The 20260-nt window shown below is 69.2% G+C and carries 22 protein-coding genes and 2 tRNA genes; 8 read left to right on the top strand and 16 right to left on the bottom strand.

Annotation, left to right across the window (positions count from 1 at the left end; translation table 11 throughout):
* Nucleotides 1–42: 42 nt before the first annotated feature.
* Nucleotides 43–873 (bottom strand): SGNH/GDSL hydrolase family protein, encoded by an 831-nt coding sequence (locus tag ACLJPX_RS05475; RefSeq protein ID WP_410599095.1) that lies wholly within the window; start codon nucleotides 871–873, stop codon nucleotides 43–45.
* Between the two features lie 153 nt (nucleotides 874–1026).
* On the opposite strand from ACLJPX_RS05475, the gene ACLJPX_RS05470 reads away from it, so the two are divergent.
* Nucleotides 1027–2250, top strand: coding sequence for a helix-turn-helix domain-containing protein (locus ACLJPX_RS05470; RefSeq protein ID WP_410599008.1), 1224 nt, complete (start codon nucleotides 1027–1029; stop codon nucleotides 2248–2250).
* On the opposite strand, the gene ACLJPX_RS05465 is transcribed toward ACLJPX_RS05470, so the two are convergent.
* Nucleotides 2209–3054 (bottom strand): helix-turn-helix transcriptional regulator, encoded by an 846-nt coding sequence (locus ACLJPX_RS05465; protein ID WP_410599007.1) that lies wholly within the window; start codon nucleotides 3052–3054, stop codon nucleotides 2209–2211. The genes ACLJPX_RS05470 and ACLJPX_RS05465 overlap by 42 nt on opposite strands.
* An 85-nt stretch (nucleotides 3055–3139) precedes the next feature.
* Here ACLJPX_RS05465 and ACLJPX_RS05460 point away from each other — a divergent pair, with 85 nt between their 5' ends.
* Entirely contained in the window at nucleotides 3140–3919 is a 780-nt protein-coding gene (locus ACLJPX_RS05460; RefSeq protein ID WP_410599006.1) for an SDR family NAD(P)-dependent oxidoreductase, read from the top strand.
* Here ACLJPX_RS05460 and ACLJPX_RS05455 read toward each other — a convergent pair.
* Nucleotides 3916–4377: a tautomerase family protein gene (locus tag ACLJPX_RS05455; RefSeq protein WP_410599005.1), complete on the bottom strand. Its 462-nt coding sequence runs from the start codon at nucleotides 4375–4377 to the stop codon at nucleotides 3916–3918. The two genes, ACLJPX_RS05460 and ACLJPX_RS05455, sit on opposite strands and share 4 nt — an antisense overlap.
* 5 nt (nucleotides 4378–4382) lie before the next feature.
* Complete coding sequence (locus ACLJPX_RS05450; RefSeq protein ID WP_410599004.1) at nucleotides 4383–6092, bottom strand: phytoene desaturase family protein; 1710 nt, start codon at nucleotides 6090–6092, stop codon at nucleotides 4383–4385.
* A 132-nt stretch (nucleotides 6093–6224) separates the two neighbouring features.
* Here ACLJPX_RS05450 and ACLJPX_RS05445 point away from each other — a divergent pair, with 132 nt between their 5' ends.
* Entirely contained in the window at nucleotides 6225–6770 is a 546-nt protein-coding gene (locus ACLJPX_RS05445; RefSeq protein WP_410599003.1) for a TetR/AcrR family transcriptional regulator, read from the top strand.
* 482 nt (nucleotides 6771–7252) lie between these two features.
* Here the strand turns inward: ACLJPX_RS05445 and ACLJPX_RS05440 are convergent, their stop codons facing one another.
* Entirely contained in the window at nucleotides 7253–8203 is a 951-nt protein-coding gene (locus ACLJPX_RS05440) for an NADP-dependent oxidoreductase (protein WP_410599002.1), read from the bottom strand.
* An 84-nt stretch (nucleotides 8204–8287) separates the two neighbouring features.
* Between ACLJPX_RS05440 and ACLJPX_RS05435 the strand changes: the two genes are divergently transcribed.
* Entirely contained in the window at nucleotides 8288–8866 is a 579-nt protein-coding gene (locus tag ACLJPX_RS05435) for a TetR/AcrR family transcriptional regulator (RefSeq protein WP_410599001.1), read from the top strand.
* On the opposite strand, the gene ACLJPX_RS05430 is transcribed toward ACLJPX_RS05435, so the two are convergent.
* The 5 genes from ACLJPX_RS05430 to ACLJPX_RS05410 form a co-directional block, all read right to left on the bottom strand.
* Nucleotides 8863–9579 (bottom strand): methyltransferase domain-containing protein, encoded by a 717-nt coding sequence (locus ACLJPX_RS05430; protein WP_410599000.1) that lies wholly within the window; start codon nucleotides 9577–9579, stop codon nucleotides 8863–8865. The genes ACLJPX_RS05435 and ACLJPX_RS05430 overlap by 4 nt on opposite strands.
* A 27-nt stretch (nucleotides 9580–9606) precedes the next feature.
* A tRNA-Gln gene (locus tag ACLJPX_RS05425) sits at nucleotides 9607–9677 on the bottom strand.
* Between the two features lie 7 nt (nucleotides 9678–9684).
* A tRNA-Leu gene (locus ACLJPX_RS05420) sits at nucleotides 9685–9760 on the bottom strand.
* 355 nt (nucleotides 9761–10115) lie between these two features.
* Nucleotides 10116–10856: a dienelactone hydrolase family protein gene (locus tag ACLJPX_RS05415; RefSeq protein WP_410599094.1), complete on the bottom strand. Its 741-nt coding sequence runs from the start codon at nucleotides 10854–10856 to the stop codon at nucleotides 10116–10118.
* Between the two features lie 19 nt (nucleotides 10857–10875).
* Nucleotides 10876–11472: a helix-turn-helix domain-containing protein gene (locus tag ACLJPX_RS05410; RefSeq protein WP_410598999.1), complete on the bottom strand. Its 597-nt coding sequence runs from the start codon at nucleotides 11470–11472 to the stop codon at nucleotides 10876–10878.
* Nucleotides 11473–11560: 88 nt separating this feature from the next.
* On the opposite strand from ACLJPX_RS05410, the gene ACLJPX_RS05405 reads away from it, so the two are divergent.
* Nucleotides 11561–12148 (top strand): class I SAM-dependent methyltransferase, encoded by a 588-nt coding sequence (locus tag ACLJPX_RS05405; RefSeq protein WP_410598998.1) that lies wholly within the window; start codon nucleotides 11561–11563, stop codon nucleotides 12146–12148.
* 1 nt (nucleotide 12149) lies between these two features.
* Here the strand turns inward: ACLJPX_RS05405 and ACLJPX_RS05400 are convergent, their stop codons facing one another.
* Nucleotides 12150–13082 (bottom strand): alpha/beta hydrolase, encoded by a 933-nt coding sequence (locus ACLJPX_RS05400; protein WP_410598997.1) that lies wholly within the window; start codon nucleotides 13080–13082, stop codon nucleotides 12150–12152.
* A 109-nt stretch (nucleotides 13083–13191) separates the two neighbouring features.
* Between ACLJPX_RS05400 and ACLJPX_RS05395 the strand changes: the two genes are divergently transcribed.
* Nucleotides 13192–13815 carry a TetR/AcrR family transcriptional regulator gene (locus ACLJPX_RS05395; protein WP_410598996.1) on the top strand — a complete coding sequence of 208 codons (624 nt, stop codon included), beginning with the start codon at nucleotides 13192–13194 and terminating at the stop codon, nucleotides 13813–13815.
* Here the strand turns inward: ACLJPX_RS05395 and ACLJPX_RS05390 are convergent.
* Nucleotides 13769–14554 (bottom strand): MBL fold metallo-hydrolase, encoded by a 786-nt coding sequence (locus ACLJPX_RS05390; RefSeq protein WP_410598995.1) that lies wholly within the window; start codon nucleotides 14552–14554, stop codon nucleotides 13769–13771. The genes ACLJPX_RS05395 and ACLJPX_RS05390 overlap by 47 nt on opposite strands.
* A 90-nt stretch (nucleotides 14555–14644) precedes the next feature.
* Here ACLJPX_RS05390 and ACLJPX_RS05385 point away from each other — a divergent pair, with 90 nt between their 5' ends.
* A complete protein-coding gene (locus ACLJPX_RS05385; RefSeq protein ID WP_410598994.1) occupies nucleotides 14645–15283 on the top strand; it encodes a CGNR zinc finger domain-containing protein in 639 nt (212 codons plus the stop codon).
* A gap of 40 nt (nucleotides 15284–15323) precedes the next feature.
* On the opposite strand, the gene ACLJPX_RS05380 is transcribed toward ACLJPX_RS05385, so the two are convergent.
* The 3 genes from ACLJPX_RS05380 to ACLJPX_RS05370 are packed head-to-tail and all read right to left on the bottom strand — an operon-like array spanning nucleotide 15324 to nucleotide 17989.
* Nucleotides 15324–16130: a hypothetical protein gene (locus tag ACLJPX_RS05380; RefSeq protein WP_410598993.1), complete on the bottom strand. Its 807-nt coding sequence runs from the start codon at nucleotides 16128–16130 to the stop codon at nucleotides 15324–15326.
* Between the two features lie 54 nt (nucleotides 16131–16184).
* Nucleotides 16185–17318 carry an FAD-dependent oxidoreductase gene (locus ACLJPX_RS05375; RefSeq protein ID WP_410598992.1) on the bottom strand — a complete coding sequence of 378 codons (1134 nt, stop codon included), beginning with the start codon at nucleotides 17316–17318 and terminating at the stop codon, nucleotides 16185–16187.
* Nucleotides 17315–17989 (bottom strand): TetR/AcrR family transcriptional regulator, encoded by a 675-nt coding sequence (locus tag ACLJPX_RS05370; RefSeq protein WP_410598991.1) that lies wholly within the window; start codon nucleotides 17987–17989, stop codon nucleotides 17315–17317. The genes ACLJPX_RS05375 and ACLJPX_RS05370 overlap by 4 nt, the downstream gene beginning before the upstream one ends.
* A gap of 263 nt (nucleotides 17990–18252) precedes the next feature.
* On the opposite strand from ACLJPX_RS05370, the gene rox reads away from it, so the two are divergent.
* Nucleotides 18253–19701, top strand: coding sequence for a rifampin monooxygenase (gene rox / locus ACLJPX_RS05365; protein ID WP_410598990.1), 1449 nt, complete (start codon nucleotides 18253–18255; stop codon nucleotides 19699–19701).
* A 25-nt stretch (nucleotides 19702–19726) separates the two neighbouring features.
* Here the strand turns inward: rox and ACLJPX_RS05360 are convergent, their stop codons facing one another.
* Nucleotides 19727–20173: an Lrp/AsnC family transcriptional regulator gene (locus ACLJPX_RS05360; protein WP_410598989.1), complete on the bottom strand. Its 447-nt coding sequence runs from the start codon at nucleotides 20171–20173 to the stop codon at nucleotides 19727–19729.
* Nucleotides 20174–20260 lie beyond the last annotated feature (87 nt).

Here is a 20260-nt window from a genome sequence, read left to right as displayed (position 1 = left end):
ATTGCAAATTTCGCAATGAAAGTCCCGTTCATTGCGTCCGGGTCAGAGCACCTTGCGGATGCTCGGCACCACGGCCGCGAGTCCGGCGGCGTTCGGGTGCAGTGGCGCGAAGCTGTTGTTCACCACCGACGGGATGAGCCCTTCGATCCATTTGACGCCGATCGGCTGACAGGCGTCGTGACCGATGCTCGGCGTCCGGATGTCGACGTACTTCGCGCCGTGCGCGGCGGACTGCTCGGCCATCCGCGCGTTGAGCCGGTCGATGTTGCCCTGGATGTAGTCGGCGTCCTGCGGCAGTACCGGGACGAGCGGCCAGCAGCCGCCGGGTTTGAGCCCGGTCGGGTAGCCGACCATGACGATCGTGGCCCGCGGGGCGCGCTGGCGGATCTGCTCGATGGCCGTGCCGTAGGTCGCGGCGAACGCGTCGATCTTGACGGCGTACTTGTCCACCCCGCCCGCGGTGTTGGCCGCCTTGCACGACGCGCCCACCGGCAGCAGGTTCACGCACGACGTGGCGAGCCCGACCAGCCCGATGTCGTTGCCGCCCATACCGACCGTCACCAGGGTCGTGTCGGCCGAGAGCGCGTCGAACTGCGGCGGGTTGGTGCCGGAGATGATGCCCTTCTGCGGGTTGGTGAAATGCGCCGTGGTCGCGCCACCGCAGGTGACGTCACGCAGTTCGTCGACCTTGAGCTGCTTGGCCAGCAGCCCCGCGTAGTTGATCGAGGAACGGGCACAGGTGAGCAGGTCGGACTGCGGCAGGACCACGGAGCCCGCCGAGAACGAGTCGCCCATCGCGACGTACACCTGGCGCTCCGCCGCGGCGAGGGCCGGTGTCCCGATTCCGACGAGGGTGAGTGCGGTGCCCGCCACCGCGGCGATCCGAGCGAGTCTTCCCCAGCGAGAACGTGTCACTGCCGCCTCCTGCATGCGTCGTCGAATGCTGCGGACAGCGTCCGCCGGACAGCGGGTGCACCACTAGAACGGAGGCGCGCGTACTTGATCGGAGTTTTGTAGGTTGCCTCTATGACCATGCCGTCGGGACAGCCCTGGCGACGGCTGGACGCCTCGGTGCTGACCCGGCTGGAGCCCGACACCGCCGCGATCGCGTCCGCCGCGATGGACCAGGTCCGAGCAGGCCTGCGGACCCCGCTGGACGACCGGACGGCCGCGAACCTCCACCTCACCCTCGACGTCGCCCTGGACGCCTTCTTCAGCGAGATCGGCCATCCCGACGTCACCACCGATCGCGAGGTCTACCGCGCGCAGGGCCGGGCTCAGCACACCGCCGGGCGCAGCCTGGAGGAGATGCTCGGCTTCTATCAGTCGGCCGCACTGGGGGTCTGGCGGCAGCTCACCTCGGCGGCGCCCGCAGTCGAGCTGCCGACCCAGGCGATCGTCGAACTCGGCGAGGCGCTTTTCGCCTTCATCGCCGAACTTTCCGCCGCGGCCGCCGACGGGTACGCCGAAGCGCGGTCACAGGCGGCGCGGGCCGGGCAAGCGCGGAGGGACCGGCTCCTCGGCCTCCTGCTCACCGAACCGGCGGCCGCCCGCGAGGTGCTCGACGACGCGGCGAGCCAGGCCGCATGGGTACTGCCGGGCCGTCTCGTCATCGCCGTCACCAGCGCCGATGCCGCACCGCAGCTGCTGGACCGGATGCCGGGGCGGGTGCTGATCGGCCGCCACCACGACCTCACGGCCGTGGTCATGCCCGCCGACCGGATCGAGTGGTACCTCGGCCGGCTACGGGACCTGCTCGGCCAGGACCAGGCCGGGGTCGGCCCGGTGGTGCCGCTTCACTCGGCCGCGCTCAGTGCCCGCCGGGCGAGTGCGCTGTGGCGGCTGACCCGCACCGGTGCCCTCGGCGACAGCGCCCTCGTCCACACCACGGACCACCGCATCGACCTGCTCCTGACCACCGATCCCGAGCTCGCCGCCGAGTTCTCGAAGGACGTCCTCGCGCCGCTGGCGGGATTGCCGGAACCGGCGAGGCAACGGCTGACCGCCACTCTCGCGGCGTGGCTCGCGCGGCCGGACCAGCCTCAGGCGATCGGCGTCGAACTGCACGTCCACGTGCAGACCGTCCGATACCGGATCCGGCAGTTACGGACGCTCTTCGGTGGCACGATCGACGATCCGGCCGGGCGGTTCGCCTTGGCCATCGCGCTGAGGATCGATCCGCTGGTATCGAGGGAACCTACAAAGCACTCAGAGCGGGACGTCCATCCGCTGCGTCCCGACGACCGATAGCAGCCGCAACGCGTTCTCCGACGGACTTCCGGGGTCGGCGGTGTAGATCACGACCTGCTGGTCCCGGTCGCTGATGTCGAGCACGTCGCAGTTCACGCTGACCGGGCCGACCGCCGGATGCTGGAACGTCTTGCACAGGGTGGGCGCGGCGGAGACGTCGTGCGCGGCCCACAGCCGGGCGAATTCCTCACTGCCTTCGAGGAGTTCGCTGATCAGGCCGGTGATCTCGGGGTCGTCGGGGTAGCGGGCGGCGGTGGCTCGCAGGTTCCGGACGGCGCTCGCGGAGAACTCCTCCACATCGGACACCCCGTACATCCGGCGTTCCGGCGCTCCGAGGAACGCGCGCCGGACAAGGTTGCGGTCGCGACGCGGCAGGGCGGAGAAGTCCTCCATCAAGGCCGCGGCGAGGTCGTTCCAGGCGAGCACCTCGTAGGTCGCGGACAGCACGATCGCCGCGGCCTGCGGAAGCCGTTGCAGCAACGCGAGAATGCTCGGCCGGACTTCCCGGGAGGGGCCGGGTGGCGGTCCCGGCGGGGCACCGGCGAGATGGTGCAGGTGATCGCGTTCCGCGTCCGACAGCCGCAGCGCCCTGCTCAGCCCCGCCAGCACCTCACGCGAAGGCCGGGGACCGCGGGCCTGCTCCAGCCGCGTGTAGTACTCGGTCGAGATGAACGCCAGCTGCGCCACCTCCTCGCGGCGCAGCCCAGGGGTCCGGCGCCTCGGCCCGGCGGGCAGCCCCACGTCGGCGGGGGTGATCCGCTCGCGCCTACTGCGCAGGAAGTCCGCCAGTTGTCGTCTGTCCACCCCTCCAGTGTGGACGATGGCGTCGCGCCAGCCAGGTACCGCCGATGCCTGGATAGGCACCGGACGCGGGTGAAGTCTCGGTGCCATGACCACCACAACGACTGTTTCGGGCCTGCTGGACGGCAAGGTCGCCTTCATCACCGGCGCCGGCCGCGGCATCGGTGCCGCCGCCGCGCGGCTGTTCGCCAGGGAAGGCGCCCGCGTCGTGCTCGCCGCCCGCACCGAGACCCAGCTGAAGACCATCGCCGAGGAGATCCGCGCGGCGGGTGGCATCGCGGACCACGTGGTGTGCGACCTCGGCGACGCGGCGAGCATCCGCACGGCCGTCGGCCGTGCCGTCGAGTTGCACGGCAGGCTCGACATCGCCTTCAACAACGGCGCGACGAACGTGCCTCCCGGGCCGATGGATCAGGTGACCGAGGCCGATTTCGACCACATCTACGCGGTGAACCTCAAGGGCCCGTGGCTGTCGATGGTCGCCGAGATCGAGGCGATCCGCGCCACCGCGGGGACCGGGGCCATCGTCAACAACACCAGTGTCGGCAGCCTGATGGCCAATCCGGAACTCCCCGCGTACGGCGCGATGAAACGAGGCGTCAACAGCCTCACCGCGTCGGCCGCCGTCACCTACGGGCCGGAGGGGATCCGCGTCAACGCCGTCGCTCCCGGCACGACGATGACCGAGATGTTCGGCGAATGGGTCGAGGCCTCGCCGGGCATCCTGGACCGGCTCAACGCCCAGACCCCACTGGGCCGCGTGGCCGAGCCGGAGGAGATCGCCCAGGCCGCCGCGTGGCTGCTGAGCGACCGCGCGTCCTACGTGACCGGCACGGTCCTGCGAGTGGACGGCGGCATGGTGAGCTAGCCCGGCCCGCCGCCGTTGCTGCTCTCGCGGGCGGCCGCGGCGGCGTTCTTCAAGTCGGCGAAGGCGATCGCCTGGCCGGCGGCGCCCCAGTTTCCTTCGGGCACGTCACGGATCAGGGTCCAGACGTGCAAGGCCTGCGCACTGTTCGGGTCCAGGCCCGCGGCCGTGACGACAGCGGTGTGCACGTCGGCGATGAGACCGGCTTTGCGACGTTGCGACAACGCACCTTCGGGAACGGTGATGTCGACGCGGAAGCGGGGTTCCCCGCCGCCGCGCCCGCCGACGGCGAGCCGTGCGGGGTCGATCTCGTTCAGGTACACCCAGGTGATCTCGCGGAAGAATTCCGTGTCCGGCGCGCCTTCCCAGCGCAGCAGGATCGTCGCGAGTTCGTCGAGCAGGGCAGGCGTCTTCGCCTCGGGAATCGACCCCGTCACCGCGGTCACTTCGATCATGGGCATGCTGACTACCTCCTGGTACCGGTCGGGATGGTGCTCTTGCGCTGGTGCTCCGGCCCGCCTGCCGCGATGAGCGGATCCCAGTCGCCGGGGAGCGCGGGCAGTGAAGCCTTGTCGGCGAGCACGGCGCCCGCCCTGAGCTGCTTGGCGAGGTCGCGGCCGAGCACGGCACCGGCCGCGCCGACACCCGAAGCCATGGCTCCCTCGACGCCCGGTCCCCAGGAGTTGCTGGCACCCGCCAGGAACAGGCCCTTCACCGGCGTCCGGACGCCGGGGCGCAGCGGGCCGAACTGCTGCCACGACAGGTCGATGCCGTATGCGACGCCGTCGCTGGAGAGGGTGTACCGCTCCTGGGTGATCGGTGACCCGGCCTCGACGTGCACGATGTGCTCACGGAACTCGGGGATGACCGCAGCGGCCCGGTCGAGCATCGCTTCGGTGAACTGCTCCTTGCGTTCGGTGTAGCCGGGACGCCGCCGGTACTTGCCGCCGGAATAGGGCCCCTCGTCGACGCCCCAGAACCCGTAGTCCGCCGGTGCGGCCGACATGATCTCCAGGTTGGTGTAGCCGGGCGGGGCGATCCGCTCGTTGTCCGGGTCCTTGATCGACTGGACGGACACGAACCCCGGTGTCCGCGCGAGCAGGTCGGCGATCTGCGGCTCGGACAGCTCCCCCGCCCGTCCGGCCAGTTCGAAGAGTTCCTTGGACGGCTCGGTGACCGGGCAGCTGAAGTAGTTGGTGTTGGGCATCCGCCCGCGCAGGTCGACGTCGAGCGCGACGTAGACGTTGAACAGCGGGATCGACATCCGGTAGCCGTCGGTGCGGCGGACCAGCCGCGACGGCAGTTTGTCCGGGCCGACCAGTTCGAGCAGCGTGCGCTTGATGTCGGCGTTGGAGACCACCACGTCGGCCGGGATCAGTTCTCCCGAAGTGAGCTCCACCCCGGTGACCCGGCTGTGCTCGACGAGGATGCGGCGAACCCGCGCCCTGGTCCGCACCTCACCGCCGTGCGCGGTCACCACATCGGCCAGATGCGCGGCCAGCACCTGGCCGCCGCCCTCCGGGAAGTAGCCACCGTCACGGATGTAGTTGTGCAGGAAGACCGCGTGCACCATCGTCGCCGCGCGATGCGGCGGAGACAGATAGGACGCCTGGCTGGACAACACTGCGCGGGCGGCGACGCTCAGCTTGCAGGCGTCGAGCAGGCGGTCGAGCGGCTGCATCGCCCACACCGCCGCCGTCCCGGCACGGAGCGCGAATTTGCCCATCTCGAGATGCGACCCCGGCGTGGTCAGCCGATCGGTCGACTCGCCGAGACGCCGCAGGACGCCCACGAACTTGCGCAGTCCATCGGCGTCACCGGGCAGCGCCTCGATCAGGTTGGCGAGGTAGCGGTCCCAGCCGCGCGGCACCTTCACGGTCACGTCCGGGAAGACGATCGTGTCGAATCCGTCGGGGTCCATGGGGAGGAACCGGACTCGCTCGTCGAGACCGACGCCACGCAGGATCGCCGGGATCGTCCCCTCGGGACCGCAATCCCCCAGGTAGTGCACCCCGACCTCGAACTCGAACTGCTTCCGGCGGAACACGTGAGTGCAGCCGCCCAGCACGTCACCGGCCTCGAGCACGAGTGTTCGCTTTCCGCCGGCGGCCAGATACGCGGCCGAGGTCAGCCCGCCCATCCCGCTGCCGACGACGACCGCATCCCAGCGTTTCATCGCCACTCCCATCGCTCGTCTCTTACCTACTTTCCAGTAACTATGGACTCTGACATAGTATTGAGTCAAGGACGGCACGAAGAGGCGGAGACAAGGGCGATGGGCCGCAGAGCAGGGCAAACCCGGGAACGCATGCTTCTCAGCGCGGTCGCGCTGCTGCGCGAGCGGGGCGCCGCCGGGATCAGCATCGACGCCGTACTCGCCCGCAGCGAAGCCCCGAGAGGGTCGGTGTACCACCACTTCCCCGGCGGGCGGAACGAAATGATCATCGACGCGGTGCGGCTGGCGGGCGACTACATCACCGCACTCATCGACGAGGCGGCCGAGAGCGGCGACGCCCGCGTCGCGCTTCGGCGATTCGCGGAGATCTGGCGGATCTCCTTGATCGAAAGCGACTATCAGGCGGGGTGCCCGATCGTGGCTCTGGCCGTCGACAGCGGCGACGAGGTCCCCGGTGCCGAGAACACGGTGCGCGAGATCTTCACGGGCTGGCAGGAGAAGATCCGCGAACTGCTGATCGCCAACGGCACCGCCGAAGATGACGCCCGGCGCCTGTCGACACTGGCCGTCGCCACGATCGAAGGCGCGGTGATCCTCTGCCGCGCGCACCGCAGCGCGGCCCCTCTCGACGACGCCGTCGCCGCGATCATGCCCTTGTTCCCCGAGACAGCTCGCTAGTTCTGACCCGCCTGCCACGGACGTTGACTGCGAACCCGTCCACGTCTCGCCCCGCGACGCCTTTACCCGACTCGGCGCACGGATGGTCTGGGCGTGCCGAACGTACCCACGCCGCGGCCGGGTTGTCCCCGTCCACACCGAAGCCGCAAAACGACGCCTCCTCTATCGCTTACGCGCGTCGCGAAAGCGGTTACGCGTCTTATAGACGCGATACTGAAGCCAAGGGTATGCACCGTGATAATGCCCCTTATGACTGAGTATCCGAAAGGATGGCTTGCTGGAGCTCGATCGACCGGTGCGCGCGCTCAAAAGTGGGCGCGAAAAGTGGGCACGTCGATCGCGAAGGCGCTCGTGAGAATCGGAAATCGCCGGGGTGGGATCACACCCGGACGACGGATTTAGGCGCTCAGCGGCGATCTGAGAGCGTTTTGCCTGGTCAGGGGCTTGCTATTTGCCGCCGGTGAGTCAGGCCGGCCGGGCGATCACAGGACGAGCATGAGCTTGCCGCCGGGGCGGCGGGACTGACTGAGCTCGGCCGCTTCTTGGATCTGGTCGAGCGTGTAGGTGCGGGCGACCGGTACGACCAGGATGCCTTCGTCGGCGAGCCGGGCGAACTCGTCCATCTGGTCGTAGCGGATCTCGGTGGTGATCCGGACGCCCAGGTCGGCCGCCGCGGCGAAGTCCGAGACGCTGAGGACGCGGTCGGGGTCGCCGGTCAGCTCGATCAGAATCGGCAGCGAGCCGCCGGCCGGGCTGGGCTGGTCGGCGCGGTCGATCCGTCCGCCGGTCGGTGTCGCGTCCAGGGCGCGGTCGACACGACCCCCGGCCAGTGCGCTGACGCGTTCGGCCATGCCCTCGCCGTAGGTGGTCACCTGGGCGCCGATCTCTTCCAGCGCGGCGGTCCGAGTGGGTCCGGCGGTGGCGATCACCCGAATACCCCGGTGCAGCGCGAAGCGCACCGCCGCCTCACCCACGGTGGTACCCGCGCCGTGGACGAGCAGGAGCTCACCGGGCTGGACGCCGAGATCGTCGAGCGCGCGCCACGCCGTCTCGGCCGCCATCGGCAACGCGGCGGCCTGCTCGGCGGTGACGCCGTCGGGGATGGGTGCCCAGGCCGGCATCAGTGCGTACTCGGCGGCGCCGGCCGTCGGGCCGTCGAAGGTGGCCGGGCCGAAGACACGGTCGCCGATCCGGACGCCGTCGACGCCCTCGCCGAGCGCGTCGACGGTGCCCGCGATCTCGAAGCCGAGTCCGCGTGGCAGCGGCGGCAGATGGTCGGCGAGCAGACCGTCGACGACGTGCCAGTCGGCCGGCGTCAGGCCGCACGCCCGCACGGCGATCCGGATCTGACCGGGTCCAGGCTCCGGCTGTGGGACATCGCGGAGCACGATCACGTCCGGGGAACCGAACCGGTCGAACTGAAGGGCCTTCATGACGATCTCCTATGTGATGACAGCATCTGTTGTCATCGACCGTACCAGCATGACGACAGATGCTGTTGTCGTACTCTGACGGGTATGCCGCGATGGGAATCCGACGCACAGGGCCGACTCGAGCGCGCTGCGCTCGAACTGTTCGAGAATCAGGGGTTCGAACGCACCTCGGTCGCGCAGATCGCGGATGCCGCCGGTCTGAAGGAGCGCTCCTTCTACCGCTACTTCCCCGACAAGCGGGAAGTCCTCTTCGCCGGTAATGAACTCGAGGCCCGCCTCGTCGCGCAGGTCGAGGCGACCGACCCGGGCCTCACGCCGTTCGAGGCGGTACTGACCGCGCTGAGAACCGCCGAGGAGATCTTTCGCCCACGCGAGTTCCTGCTGCGCCGCGTCAGAGTGATCGCCGCCAACCCCGCACTGGTCGAACGTGATCTGATCAAGCTCGCCGACATCGCCGACGCACTGGCGCAGGCTCTCGAACGTCGCGGTGTCGAGTCTGGCAAGGCACGCTTCATCATCGACGTGGTGCTGGCGATCCACCGTCGCGCCGTGGCCCGCTGGCTGGCCGAACCGGCTGCCTCACTCTCCCAGCTCATCACCCAGGCCGCGGACGAGCTGCGCGAGGCGGTCGCCGAGTCGGCCCAGGACGCCAGTCGGAGCTAGGCAGCCTCGAGGACGAAGAACAAGAAGCACAGGAAGGCCGTCTTGCCCGCAAGCTCCTCCGGGAACCGCTCGCGCGCACCCGGCGCGGGGTGGGGCTCGCTGACGACGGCGGTTCGGAAACCGGCCGCGGTGAAGGCGTCGGTCATCGCGTGCAGGGGCCGGTGCCAGTAGGTCAGCTCGGCTCTCTGGCCATTGAAGGTGTACTCGTCGGACCACTTGACGGTCGCGAAGTAGTCGGCCTCGGGATGGAGCAGCTTGAAGCTGAGCGGGTGGTTGACGGCCAGGATCAGCCGGCCGCCGGGCTTCAGCACACGGCGGAGCTCGGCCAACGGCGCGGCCCAGTCTTCCAGGTAGTGCAGGACGAGTGCCGCGATGACGTCGTCGAACTCGTCGTCGGGAAACGGCAACGGCTTGCCGATGTCGGCCACGCGCAAGGCCGCGTCGTCGCCGAGCCGCTTCCTGGCCAGTTCCACCATCTTGGCGCTGAGGTCGAAGCCGGTCATGTCGGCGCCCCGATCACGCAGAGCTTCGAACAGCGGGCCCGCCCCACAGCCCGCGTCGAGGATCCGACGACCGGACACGTCCCCGGCGAGATCCAGGATCGCGGGTCGCGCGTAGTAGGCGTTGATGAGACTGGTCTCGTTCTCGGCCGCGTACGCCTCGGCGAAGGCGTCGTAGTCGTTCTCCGCGTGACTCTCGGAAGTGACAGGCATATGGCCCAATATGGCACAACGGACTTGCTCCCGGTCCAGGGTTCGAACCTGGCCTGACGGAGTCAAAGTCCGTCGTGCTGCCGCTACACCAACCGGGATCGGGTGTGGTGCCCCCACCAGGATTCGAACCTGGACTGGACGCGTTCTGAGCGCGTTGCCTCTTCCGTTGGGCTACAGGGGCGTCGGCGCCGTGGCGCCGGGAGTGCGGTTCCGGGGAACCGCGAAAAGAACTGCATCGACGAACTGTGGAATAGAAAAAGCCGCCCTGATCGGTTTCCCGATGGGCGGCTCCCTGGCGTGACGTTTTCGGTCACGGCGGGGAGCCAGAGCAGGCCAGAAGGTCTTGGGCGCACGACGAAAGCACGAGAGTGGACGTCCCCTGCTGTCGCACGTTCATCATGGCTACTCCTGTGAATTCCGGTATGCGACCATCATTGCCAATGTCGTCGACGGACGTCAATCGCATTAATCGGAAGCTCCCAATGTCGCATTTGAGACGCTCAGTGTCTCAAATGCGACATTCGGAACACCCGTCATTAGGTCAGGGTGCTGCCGAGGAGGGCCAGCAGCCGCTCCCAGTGGCGTTGTGATCCGGCGGGGTCGAAGGCGTCGGTGTCGGCCATGGTGAAGCCGTGGACGGTGCCGGGGTAGATCTCGCAGGAGTAGCCGACTCCGGCGGCATCGAACGCCTGGCTGATCTCGGTGATGGCCTCGGGTGTCATGTCGTTCTCGGCGAGACCGAGGTGGACCTGGGCGGTGAGGCTCGGGATCTGCCGGTGCGGGCTGTCGGGTGCGTCGGTGACCAGGGCACCGGGGTGGAATCCCGCGACGGCGGCCACCTTGCCGGGATGGGCGGTCGCGGTGCGCATCGCGAGGACGGCGCCCATGCAGTAACCGATCACGGCGACCGGTCCTGGGCGGACCTCGGGCTGGTCGCCGAGAAAGCCGAGGAAGGCTTCGGCGTCGAGCAGGGTGCGTTCGGCGGTGTGCGCCTGGACGAGAGGCATGATCTCGCCGAAGAGCGCGGGCCGGTCTTCGGCGGTGATGTGCTCGGGAAGGTCGAACACCGGTGCTGCGCGGTGCCGGTAGAAGACGTTGGGAACGAGGACGTAGTACCCGTTGTCGGCCAGTTCGCGGGCCATCTTCCAGAGGACGGGGCGTGGCCCGAAGGCGTCCGGGTAGAGCAGGACGGCCGGGTGCGGACCTCCCTCGGGGAAGGCTGCGAAGGCGTCTGCCTGGCCGTCCGGGGTGGGGATCTGCGCTGTGATGGTGGGAATGGCGGTGCTTCCTTTCTTGCTACTCGGACAACGGAGCCCTCGGGCCGACGCGGATGTGCGCGCGTTCGCCTTGCCGTCCGATGAGACTCAGATACTCGACGGGACCGGCGCCGGTGGCGCCGAACCAGTGCGGGGTGCGGGTGTCGAACTCCGCGGCTTCCCCGGGTTCGAGGAGGAGGTCGTGCTCGCCGAGGACCAGTCGTAGCGTGCCGTCGAGAACGTAGACCCAGTCGTATCCCTCGTGGGTGCGCAGGTCCGGCTCGGTGTCGTCGTCGCCACGGGGAAGGACGAACTTGTAGGCCTGGATACCGCCCGGTCGGCGGGTCAGCGGCAGGATGGTCGATCCGTCACCGCAGGCGATCGGGCGCAGGTTGATCCGGGGATTGCCGGTCGGCGGCGCGTCGACGAGCTCGTCGAGGGTCAGGCCGTAGGCGTGGGCGAGCGGTAGGAGCTGCTCCAGGGTGGGACGCCGCAGCCCGGCTTCCAACCGCGAGAGGGTGCTTGCCGAGATGCCCGTTTCCCCGGCGAGGTCGGTGAGGGTGATGTCGTGACGCTGACGCAGGTGCTTCAACCTCGTCCCGACGGCGTCGAGCGTGCGATCCAGTGCCTCGGCCATCCGTCCATTTTGCCATTCGGCAACTAGATTTGCCATCTTGCCTTCACGGTCGTCACCATCGCCGGAGACGACCGGAGAGGATCGACCGATGACGCACGGGTTCGACAAGGAGTACTGGGAAGAGCACTGGCAGCGGGACGGCGCCGGCAGCCCACCGAATCCGCATCTCGTCCGCGAGGTCGGCGAGCTGGCGCCTGGTACGGCGTTGGACGCGGGCTGCGGTGAGGGCGCCGAAGCGATCTGGCTCGCTTCACGGGGGTGGGAGGTGACCGCCGCCGATATCTCGTCGGCGGTGCTGGCCCGCGCCGCCGAACGTGGCACGCCCGAGCGGCTGCGGTGGGTCGAGGCGGATCTGAGCACCTGGGACCCGGGTATGCGGTTCGACCTGGTCACCACGCACTACGCGCATCCGGCGATGCCGCAGCTGGAGTTCTACGACCGCGTCGCGGAGTGGGTCGCGCCCGGCGGGACGCTGCTGATCGTCGGGCACCTCCACACTCACGGCGGCCACGGCCACCATCCGCCCGCCGAGGCGTCGGCCACCGCCGCGGCCATCACGGCGCGGCTGGACGAGGCGGCCTGGGAGGTCGTGACCGCCGAGGAGGGCCAACGCATCCTTCCTGGACGAGACGCCCCGCTCCATGACGTCGTCGTGCGCGCGACCCGGCACCCGTAGGTCAGGCGCCGTGCCGGTCGAGGAAGCGGCGTTGTTCGGCGGCGGCCTCCCGGTCCTCCGGGCTGTCGCCCCCGAATCCGCCGTGGGTCATCGCTTCGAACACGTGCAGCTCGGCTTCCACGCCGGCGCCGCGAAGCCTGCGGTGCATCCGGACGGTGTTGGAGAGGAACAGATCGCGAGTACCGCTGCGGAGGTAGGTGGGCGGGAAGCCGGTCAGGTCGCCCAGGACCGGGGAGAGATACGGATCCCGCAGGTCGGCTCCCGCCGCGTAGAGCTCATTCGGCGCTCGCAGGCTGTGAAGGACGTTGTCTACTCCGGCCAGGGTCTGAAAGGTGTCGCCCGCTTCGGTGAGGTCGACCTGTGGCGTGTTGAGCACCAGGGCCGCGGGCATCGGCAGGCCGGAGTCTTTGGCGCGCAGCAGGAGGGCCGAGGCGATGTTCCCGCCCGCTGAGTCACCTCCGACGAAGATCCGGGAGGGATCGCGGTCTCGTATCGCGCGCCGGTACACGGCGACTACGTCGTCGAGCGCGGCCGGGTACGGATGCAGTGGCGGAAGCCGGTAGTCCACGCCCCAGGTGAGCATTCTCGTGGACAGCGCGGCCCTGCCGGTCGTCACGCGGCACGCGTCCCCGCCGCCGACCAGCAGCGCCCCGGGGTGCATCCAGAGGAAGACCGGCTCGTCCGCCCTTTCTTCCACTCCGTGAGGTCTGGCGGCGTACACGGTGACGCCGTCCACGTCGAAGTCGTCGACGGTGACCGGCAAATCGGAGATCGGGAATCGCCGGGCGGTGGATCGGTTCGCCTGCTCGACCATCGCGAGCCAGGCGCGGGTGTCTTCGAAAGCCGGATAGGTCAGCTCGCCACGGGCGGCGGCGAGCCAGGTGCGCGCCTGCTCGCTGACCGTGGACGGAGCCGGGAAGGTGCGCTCGCTCATGACTCGACTCCCCTCGGCCGGCGCGACCCGGCCATCATGTTCGTTGCGAGGAAGCGGAACGAGCGTTACCTTAACTGACTAAATTTAGTCACACAAGAGAGTGGGATCCATGCCCAGAACCGGCGAACGTGGTGGCCCCCGGACGCGCGCGCGGATCCTGGAGGTCGCGAACCGGGTCTTCCTCGAGCGCGGGTACGAGGCTGTCACGGTCGCCGAGATCGCGCGCGAGGCCGGTGTCTCGAGCGTGACGGTCTTCAATCACTTCCCACGGAAGGAAGACCTCTTCCTGGATCGCGCGGACGACGCGGTCGATCTGCTGCGCTCGGCCGTCCGCGACCGCGCGCCGGATGTCGAGGCTTTGACAGCCTTGCGGGACATGAGCTTCCGCCTTTTCGACACCCGGCATCCACTGTCCGGCGTCAACGACAGTTCCGTGCCCTTTTTTCGCACGATCGCCGGGTCCCCCGCGCTGATCGCGCGCGCGAGGGCGATCGAGTCCGAACTTCGGCGGACCCTGGCCGAAGAGCTGGACAGCGACCCCGCCTTCGAGGGTGACGGGACGTTGCTCGCCGCGTTCTTCATCGCCGGCTACAGCGACATGATGGTCGAGACCGCACGTCACCTCGTCGCGGGCGAACCGGCGGAGACCGTGGTGAAGGACCATCGCACGCGCCTCGAGCGGCTGTTCACAGCCCTCCGGGATGGAGTCGGTCGGCCAAGCCCGCCGCGGTGAACGCGGCCACCAGGTCGTCACGGCCTTCGGTGAAGTGCTCCCAGCTGTCGATGTGCACCGGGACGACGACGCGGGCGCCGAGGATCCGCGTCGCTTCGGCGGCCAGGGCACTGTCGAGGACGAGCAGCGCGCCGTCGAAGACCGGCTTCAGTCGCGGGGCCCCGGCGAAGAGCACGGCGGCGTCGACCGGGCCGAAACGGTCGGCGACCTGGCGGACGGCGTCGAGCGAGGCGTTGTCGCCGCTGACGTAGACCGTCGGAAGATCCTGGGCGGTGAGCACGAAGCCGACGACGTCGCCGGTCACCTTCTCCGCGCCCTCCGGACCGTGGAGCGCGGGTGCGGCGGTCACGGTCACCTTTCCTCCACCCGGACGGGTCAGCTCGACCGTCTCCCAGGTCTCCAGGCCCTTCGCGGTGCCGCCCAGCCTGCCCGCGCCACTGGGTGTGGTGAGCGTCAGCGGCACGCCTGCCAGTAGTTCCCGGCCGGAGTTGTCGAGGTTGTCGGGGTGCTCGTCGTGAGACAGCAGGACGGCGTCGACGCGGCCGAGGTCCGCCGGGTTCACCGAAGGCGATGCCGTCTTGGTCAGGCCGGGTCTCCCGTCGGGCCTCCCGTAGTGGCCGGGCTCGTCGAAGGTCGGATCGGTCAGGAGCCGCAGGCCGCCGTAGTCGATCAAGGCGGTCGGCCCGCCGAAGACCTGGACGGAGAGCTGGTCGCTGATCTGGTTCGTGCCGGCTGTCATCATCCACCTCACGGATAGTTATTCTTCTTTCCGTGAGGAACATTAGCCAGTTCTCACGGAAGAGTGCAACCGTTTCCGTGAGGCGTTCTCATGGTTGAACCCGGCGATTACCATGAGGACGTGCACGACAACGCCGGTACCGATCTCGACACCGCTGCCTTGCCGCCTGCGCCGGGCGCCGAGCAGTACGTCGCGCTGGCCCTCGCCAACACCGCGATCGCGCTGCCCGGCGGCCAGTTCACCGATCTCCTCGGCAGCCCGGCCCTCGCGACGGATTGGCTCGTCGAGCACGGACTCGCCCCGGTCGACGCCGGTCTGCAGGAGATGTGCGCGGGACTGGTCCGCTCGCTGCGCGAACAGGTGCGCGTCCTGCTCGCCTCGAAGTCCTGCTCGGATCCGGCCCCGCAGAGCGCGCTCAACGCCGTCAACGACGCGCTGAGCAAGGCCCCGACAGCGGAACTGCTGCGCTGGGATCCGGTCCACGGGCTGCATCGCATCGCGCCGCATCCGGTCACCCAGATCGTCGAGCACGCGCTGGCGACGCTCGCCGCCAACGCCGCGGACCTGCTCACCGGCCCGGACGCCGAGCGGATCGCCGCCTGCGGATCGGCTCCGTGCACCCGGTTCTTCCTGCGCAACGGACGACGGCAGTGGTGTTCCGTGCGCTGCGGCGACCGGGCCCGCGCCGCCCGCGCCTATGCCCGGCGCTCCCAGCACGAGCCGGTCTGAACTCGTGAGTGGTAAAGACGGTTAGAACCGTCTTTACCACTCACGAGGAGACCTGCACGGGGGTGCCGTAGTCGCCGGGCGGCAACGCGGGACGGCGGTGGTGCCGCCACACACCGATCACCGTCGTCCCGAACGCGAGGACGGCGTAGGCGATCAGCCAGCCGGTGAACTCGGCGGGCACCTGGTCGCCGACGGCCATGTCGTACAGGACGATCACCGGGTAGAAACCGGGTAGCGCGGCTTGGCTGTCCAGGACGCGCAGTTCGGTGTCGACGGCCGCCGAAGCGGTGTCATCGGCGTACACCGGCCGGCGCAGGGTGCCGATGAGGATCACCGCGCAGCAGAGCGCTGCCCAGCCGAGCAGGGCGGCCAGCCCCCACGCATACGCCTTCGCCGGGGTGGTGAGGTGGATGACCGCCGCGAGGGCGGCTCCGCCGCCGAAAGTGATCACGAACGAGGCCACGTACCAGCCGCCGAGGATCGCGAAGGCCGAAGGTCTCCCGGAGCGCCGGTCCATCACCGGCAACGGTCCCAGTGCCCGCTCGCGGTGCTGGTACGACAGCCAGAGCGCGACTTCCAGGGAGGCACAGATGAGGCCGAGGAGGATCCCGTTGCCGCTGAGCCCCACGGCTCCAGCGGCCATGCCCAGCAGGACACTCAACACCGCCGCTCCGGCGAGCCATCGGAATCGGCCTGGTGTCCGCCGGCTCAAGCGGGCGCCGACGCGGGCGGCGAGCAGTCTTGACGGCTCCCCCACCTCGACGCCGCGTTTGCCCAGCCATTGCCTGGTCGCCGTGATCTCGTCGAACCCTGGTTCGCCGGGCCAGCCCGTCATCGCGTTCGCCATCATTCCCCCTCGCGCGCCTAACGGATCTACGCCCGGCACCGCGCGGTGGTTGCCTCAGCGATAGGACGCGAATCGTTCCAGCAAGGGCTTCGGGGAGTCTTCGGCGAAGCAGAGCACGAGGCTTTCGGCGGATTCGGCTGCCGAGGCTTCGCTGCGCGGGAACAACGACTTCTCGTAGGCGGCCAAGGCGGCGTCGCCGTCGCCGGGGTGAGCGGCGAGGGCCAGGCCGAGTTCGGCGCCGTCGAGCATCGCGAGGTTGGCGCCCTCGCCGGCGAACGGTGACATCAGGTGGGCGGCGTCGCCGAGAAGGGTGACCCCGGGGACGCGGTCCCAGTGGTGTCCGATCGGCAGCGCGTGGATCGGCCGTGGGGTCAGGGCGCCGTCCGCGTCGGTGATCAGTGCCCGCAGGCCTGCGTCCCAGTCGTCGAAATGGGCGAGCACCGCGGCCTTTGCGGCGGTGGTGTCGGTGAAGTCGATGGTGGAGATCCAGTCTTCGGCGGTCTTCAACGCGATGTAGACGTGCAGGCTGCCTGCCGAGTCGTGGTGCGCCAGGAATCCTTTGCCCGCGCCGAGCGCGAAGAACATGCCCCCGCCGATCAGTGCGGTGCTCGCGGGATGACGGGTCACGGCGTCGCGCAGGTGGACTTCGACGAACGAGAGCCCCTCGTAGGCCGGTTCTGCGTCGGAGACCAGGGGGCGGACCTTGGACCACGCGCCGTCCGCTCCGATCAGCAGGTCCGTGGTGAACGTGGCGCCCTCGGAGAGGGTCACTTCGTGTGTGCCGCCGCCGAGCGGGCGTGCGCCGGTGATCTTGGCGCCCCAGTGCACGGTGCCTTCGGGCAGTGAGCCGAGCAGAAGGTCTCGGAGGTCGCCACGGGCGACTTCGGGACGGCCTCCGTCACCGTCGTCGGCTTCCTCATGGTGGACGACGCCGTGGCGGTCGAGGATGCGCATGGCCTCGCCGCCGGGGTGCACGAGCGCGCGGAACTCGTCGTGGAGGCCGGCGGCCCGGAGTGCTTCCTGGCCGGATTCGTCGTGGATGTCGAGCATCCCGCCCTGTGTCCGGGCCGATGGCGACGCGTCGAGGTCGAAGACCGCTGCCTCGATGCCGTTGACGTGCAGAACGCGGGCCAGGGTGAGTCCGCCGAGGCCTGCGCCGATGATCGCGATGGGGTGATGTGTGGTCATGTCGGGTTCCTTTCGGGTGGTAGGGCGGTGTGCGTGATCCCGGTGATCAGCACCTGTAAGCCCCACGACATCCGCTGCTCGGGCCGTCCGGTGAGCAGATCGGCCGCGTGGGCGGCGATCTGCGGGTGGGTCGTCTCGTCGGCGTCCCGTACGGCGAGGGCCAGCGCGTCCCAGTCGCCGTGCGGTTCCTCGTCGGCGTGCTCGGCCGCGGTCGTCGTCGCGTACTGCAGGAGGAGGTCGATTCCCCAGGCGCGCCGTTCGGGGGGCACGCCGCCCTCGGCGAGCAGGACGAGCAGGTTTTCGACCAGGCGGAGGTAGTTCTCCCCGCTCGGGCGGGCCACCAGCGCGGACAGGGCGAGACCCGGGTACTCGAGCAACATCGCGGTGTAGGCCGTGAGCAGCCGCTCGAGCCGGTCACGCCAGTCGCCTTCGGACGGCGGCGGGGCGATCGTGCCGAGGAGTTCGTCCAGGATCGCCGCATGCAGTTCGGCGGTGTTGCGGACGTAGACGTAGAGCGAGGCCGCGCCGGTGTCGAGTTCCTGGGCCAGGCGGCGCATCGTGACCTTCCGCAGGCCTTCTTCCCGCAGGATCCCGACGGCCGCGGCCACGATGCCGTCGCGGCTCAGTGCGGGTTTGGCCGGACGTTCCCGGCGGCTCTTCTCAGGTGCCATACGTCCACGGTAGCGAACATGTTCGTGACGAACAAGTTCGGACCGAACATGTTCGTCACAGGTCACAGTGGATGGATTTGGCTTTCCGGGAGCTGTCCAGAGCGGACGAAAAAGGAGGGGTTGTCCCCTCCCCTTCAAGGTATAGCGCACCCCGGGGCTTGCGGCAAGACCCCCATCGTGCTTCACAATCTTCCGCCGTAGGGCTACAACCTGCGGAAATCAGGGGTTTCATGAACCATGAGCTTGATCAATCGGGGGGACTCATGATCGACGTCATCATCGCCGGCGGCGGACCGACCGGCATGATGCTGGCCGCCGAACTGCGGCTGCACGGCGTGCGCGTCGTCGTGCTGGAACGGCTGACCGAGCCGACCGATCACGTCCGGTCGCTCGGCATCCACGTGCGCAGCATCGAGGTGATGGCCCAGCGCGGTCTCCTGGAGCGGTTCCACGAGACCGGCAAGCAGTACGAACTCAACGGTCACTTCGCCGCCATCGTCAAACCGCGGGCGCCCCGGCTGGACTCCGCGCACGCCTACGTCCTCGGCATCCCGCAGCCCGCCACCGAGCGGCTGCTGACCGAGCACGCCGTCGAGGCGGGTGCGGAGATCCGGCGCGGCACCGAGGTCGTCGGGCTGAGCCAGGACGACGAGGGCGTCGAGGTCGAGCTGGCCGACGGCACCCGCCTGCGGTCGTGTTACCTCGTCGGCTGCGACGGCGGGCGCAGCACGGTGCGCAAGCTGCTCGGTGTCGGTTTCCCCGGCGACCCGGCCAGGAACGAGAACCTGCTGGGCGAGATGGAGGTGACCGCGACGGCGGAGGAGATCACCGCCGTGGTGACCGAGATCCGCAAGACCGAGAAGTTCTTCGGTCTCGGTCCGTCCGGCGAGGGCGTGTACCGCGTCGTCGTCCCGGCCGAGAGTGTGCGGGAGGACCGCACGGTCGAGCCGACGCTGGAGGAGTTCAAGCAACGGCTGCGGCATTACGCGGGCACCGATTTCGGTGTGCACTCGCCGCGCTGGCTGTCCCGGTTCGGCGACGCGACCCGGCAGGCCGAGCGCTACCGTGTCGGCCGGGTACTGCTGGCGGGCGACGCCGCGCACGTCCACCCGCCGCTGGGCGGGCAGGGGCTCAACCTCGGTATCCAGGACGCGTTCAACCTCGGCTGGAAACTGGCCGCCGAGATCGCGGGCTGGGCGCCGGAAGGGCTGCTCGACAGCTACCACGTCGAACGGCATCCGGTGGCCGCCGAGGTCCTGGACAACACCCGGGCGCAGGCCGAACTGATGTCCACCGAACCCGGCGCCCAGGCCGTGCGGCGGCTGCTGTCGGAGCTGATGGACTTCGAGGAGGTCCACCGGTATCTGGTCGAGAAGATCGTCGCGATCGGGATCCGCTACGACTTCGGCGACGGCCACGCCCTGCTCGGGCGGCGGATGCGGGACGTGGCACTGAAGGACGGCCGTCTGTACGACCTCACCCACGCAGGCCGTGGCCTGCTGCTCGACCAGACCGGACGGTTTTCGGTCGGGAGCTGGGGAGAACGGGTCGACCACGTCGTCGACGTCAGCGAAGAACTGGAGGTACCGGCGGTCCTGCTGCGGCCGGACGGTCACGTGGCGTGGGCGGGCGAAGACCAGGAAGGGTTGGACGCCGCGCTGCGCCGGTGGTTCGGAGAGGGCGAAGTCCGGGAGACGGCGGGACAAGCCTGACACCCAGGGCCCGTGACCCGACCGGTCACGGGCCCTGCGGTCCGCGGTAGGGCAACGTCTGGTTGTAGACGATGTTGGTGTTCGTGCTCCCGAACAGCGCCAGCTCGTTGACGATCTCCTCCAGCCGCCCCATCGACGGCGCGGCGATCTTCAGCGAATAGCAGTCGTCACCGGTCGTCCGGAGGCATTCGAGGATCTCGGTCCGCTCCGCCAGGAGTTTGTACAACGGCGAGTGCTTGCTTCCCGGGTACTTCAGCCGCACCACCGCGAGCACCACGTACCCGGCCTTTTCGAGGTCGATGTCGGCGCGGTAGCCCGTGATCACCCCCGCCGACTCCAGCCGCTTGACCCGCTCGGTCGTCGCCGAGGCGCTCAGGCTGACCCGCTTCCCCAGCTCGGTGAGCGGGAGGCGCCCGTCCTTCTGGAGCTCGATCAGGATCGCCCAGTCCGTCGCGTCGAGAGTCTCGGCCATCCGGCCAGAATACCGGCAGATCCACGGCGGGAACGCCCGCACACCGGGAAAGATCTCTTCCCGGGCCGCCGTCGCACGGATAGCCTT

Origin of the sequence: Amycolatopsis sp. lyj-90 (genome assembly GCF_046549035.1) — a bacterium.
GTDB lineage: Bacteria > Actinomycetota > Actinomycetes > Mycobacteriales > Pseudonocardiaceae > Amycolatopsis.
Note: the sequence above shows the minus strand (reverse complement) of the source record. Positions and strands in the feature narration are given on the sequence as shown.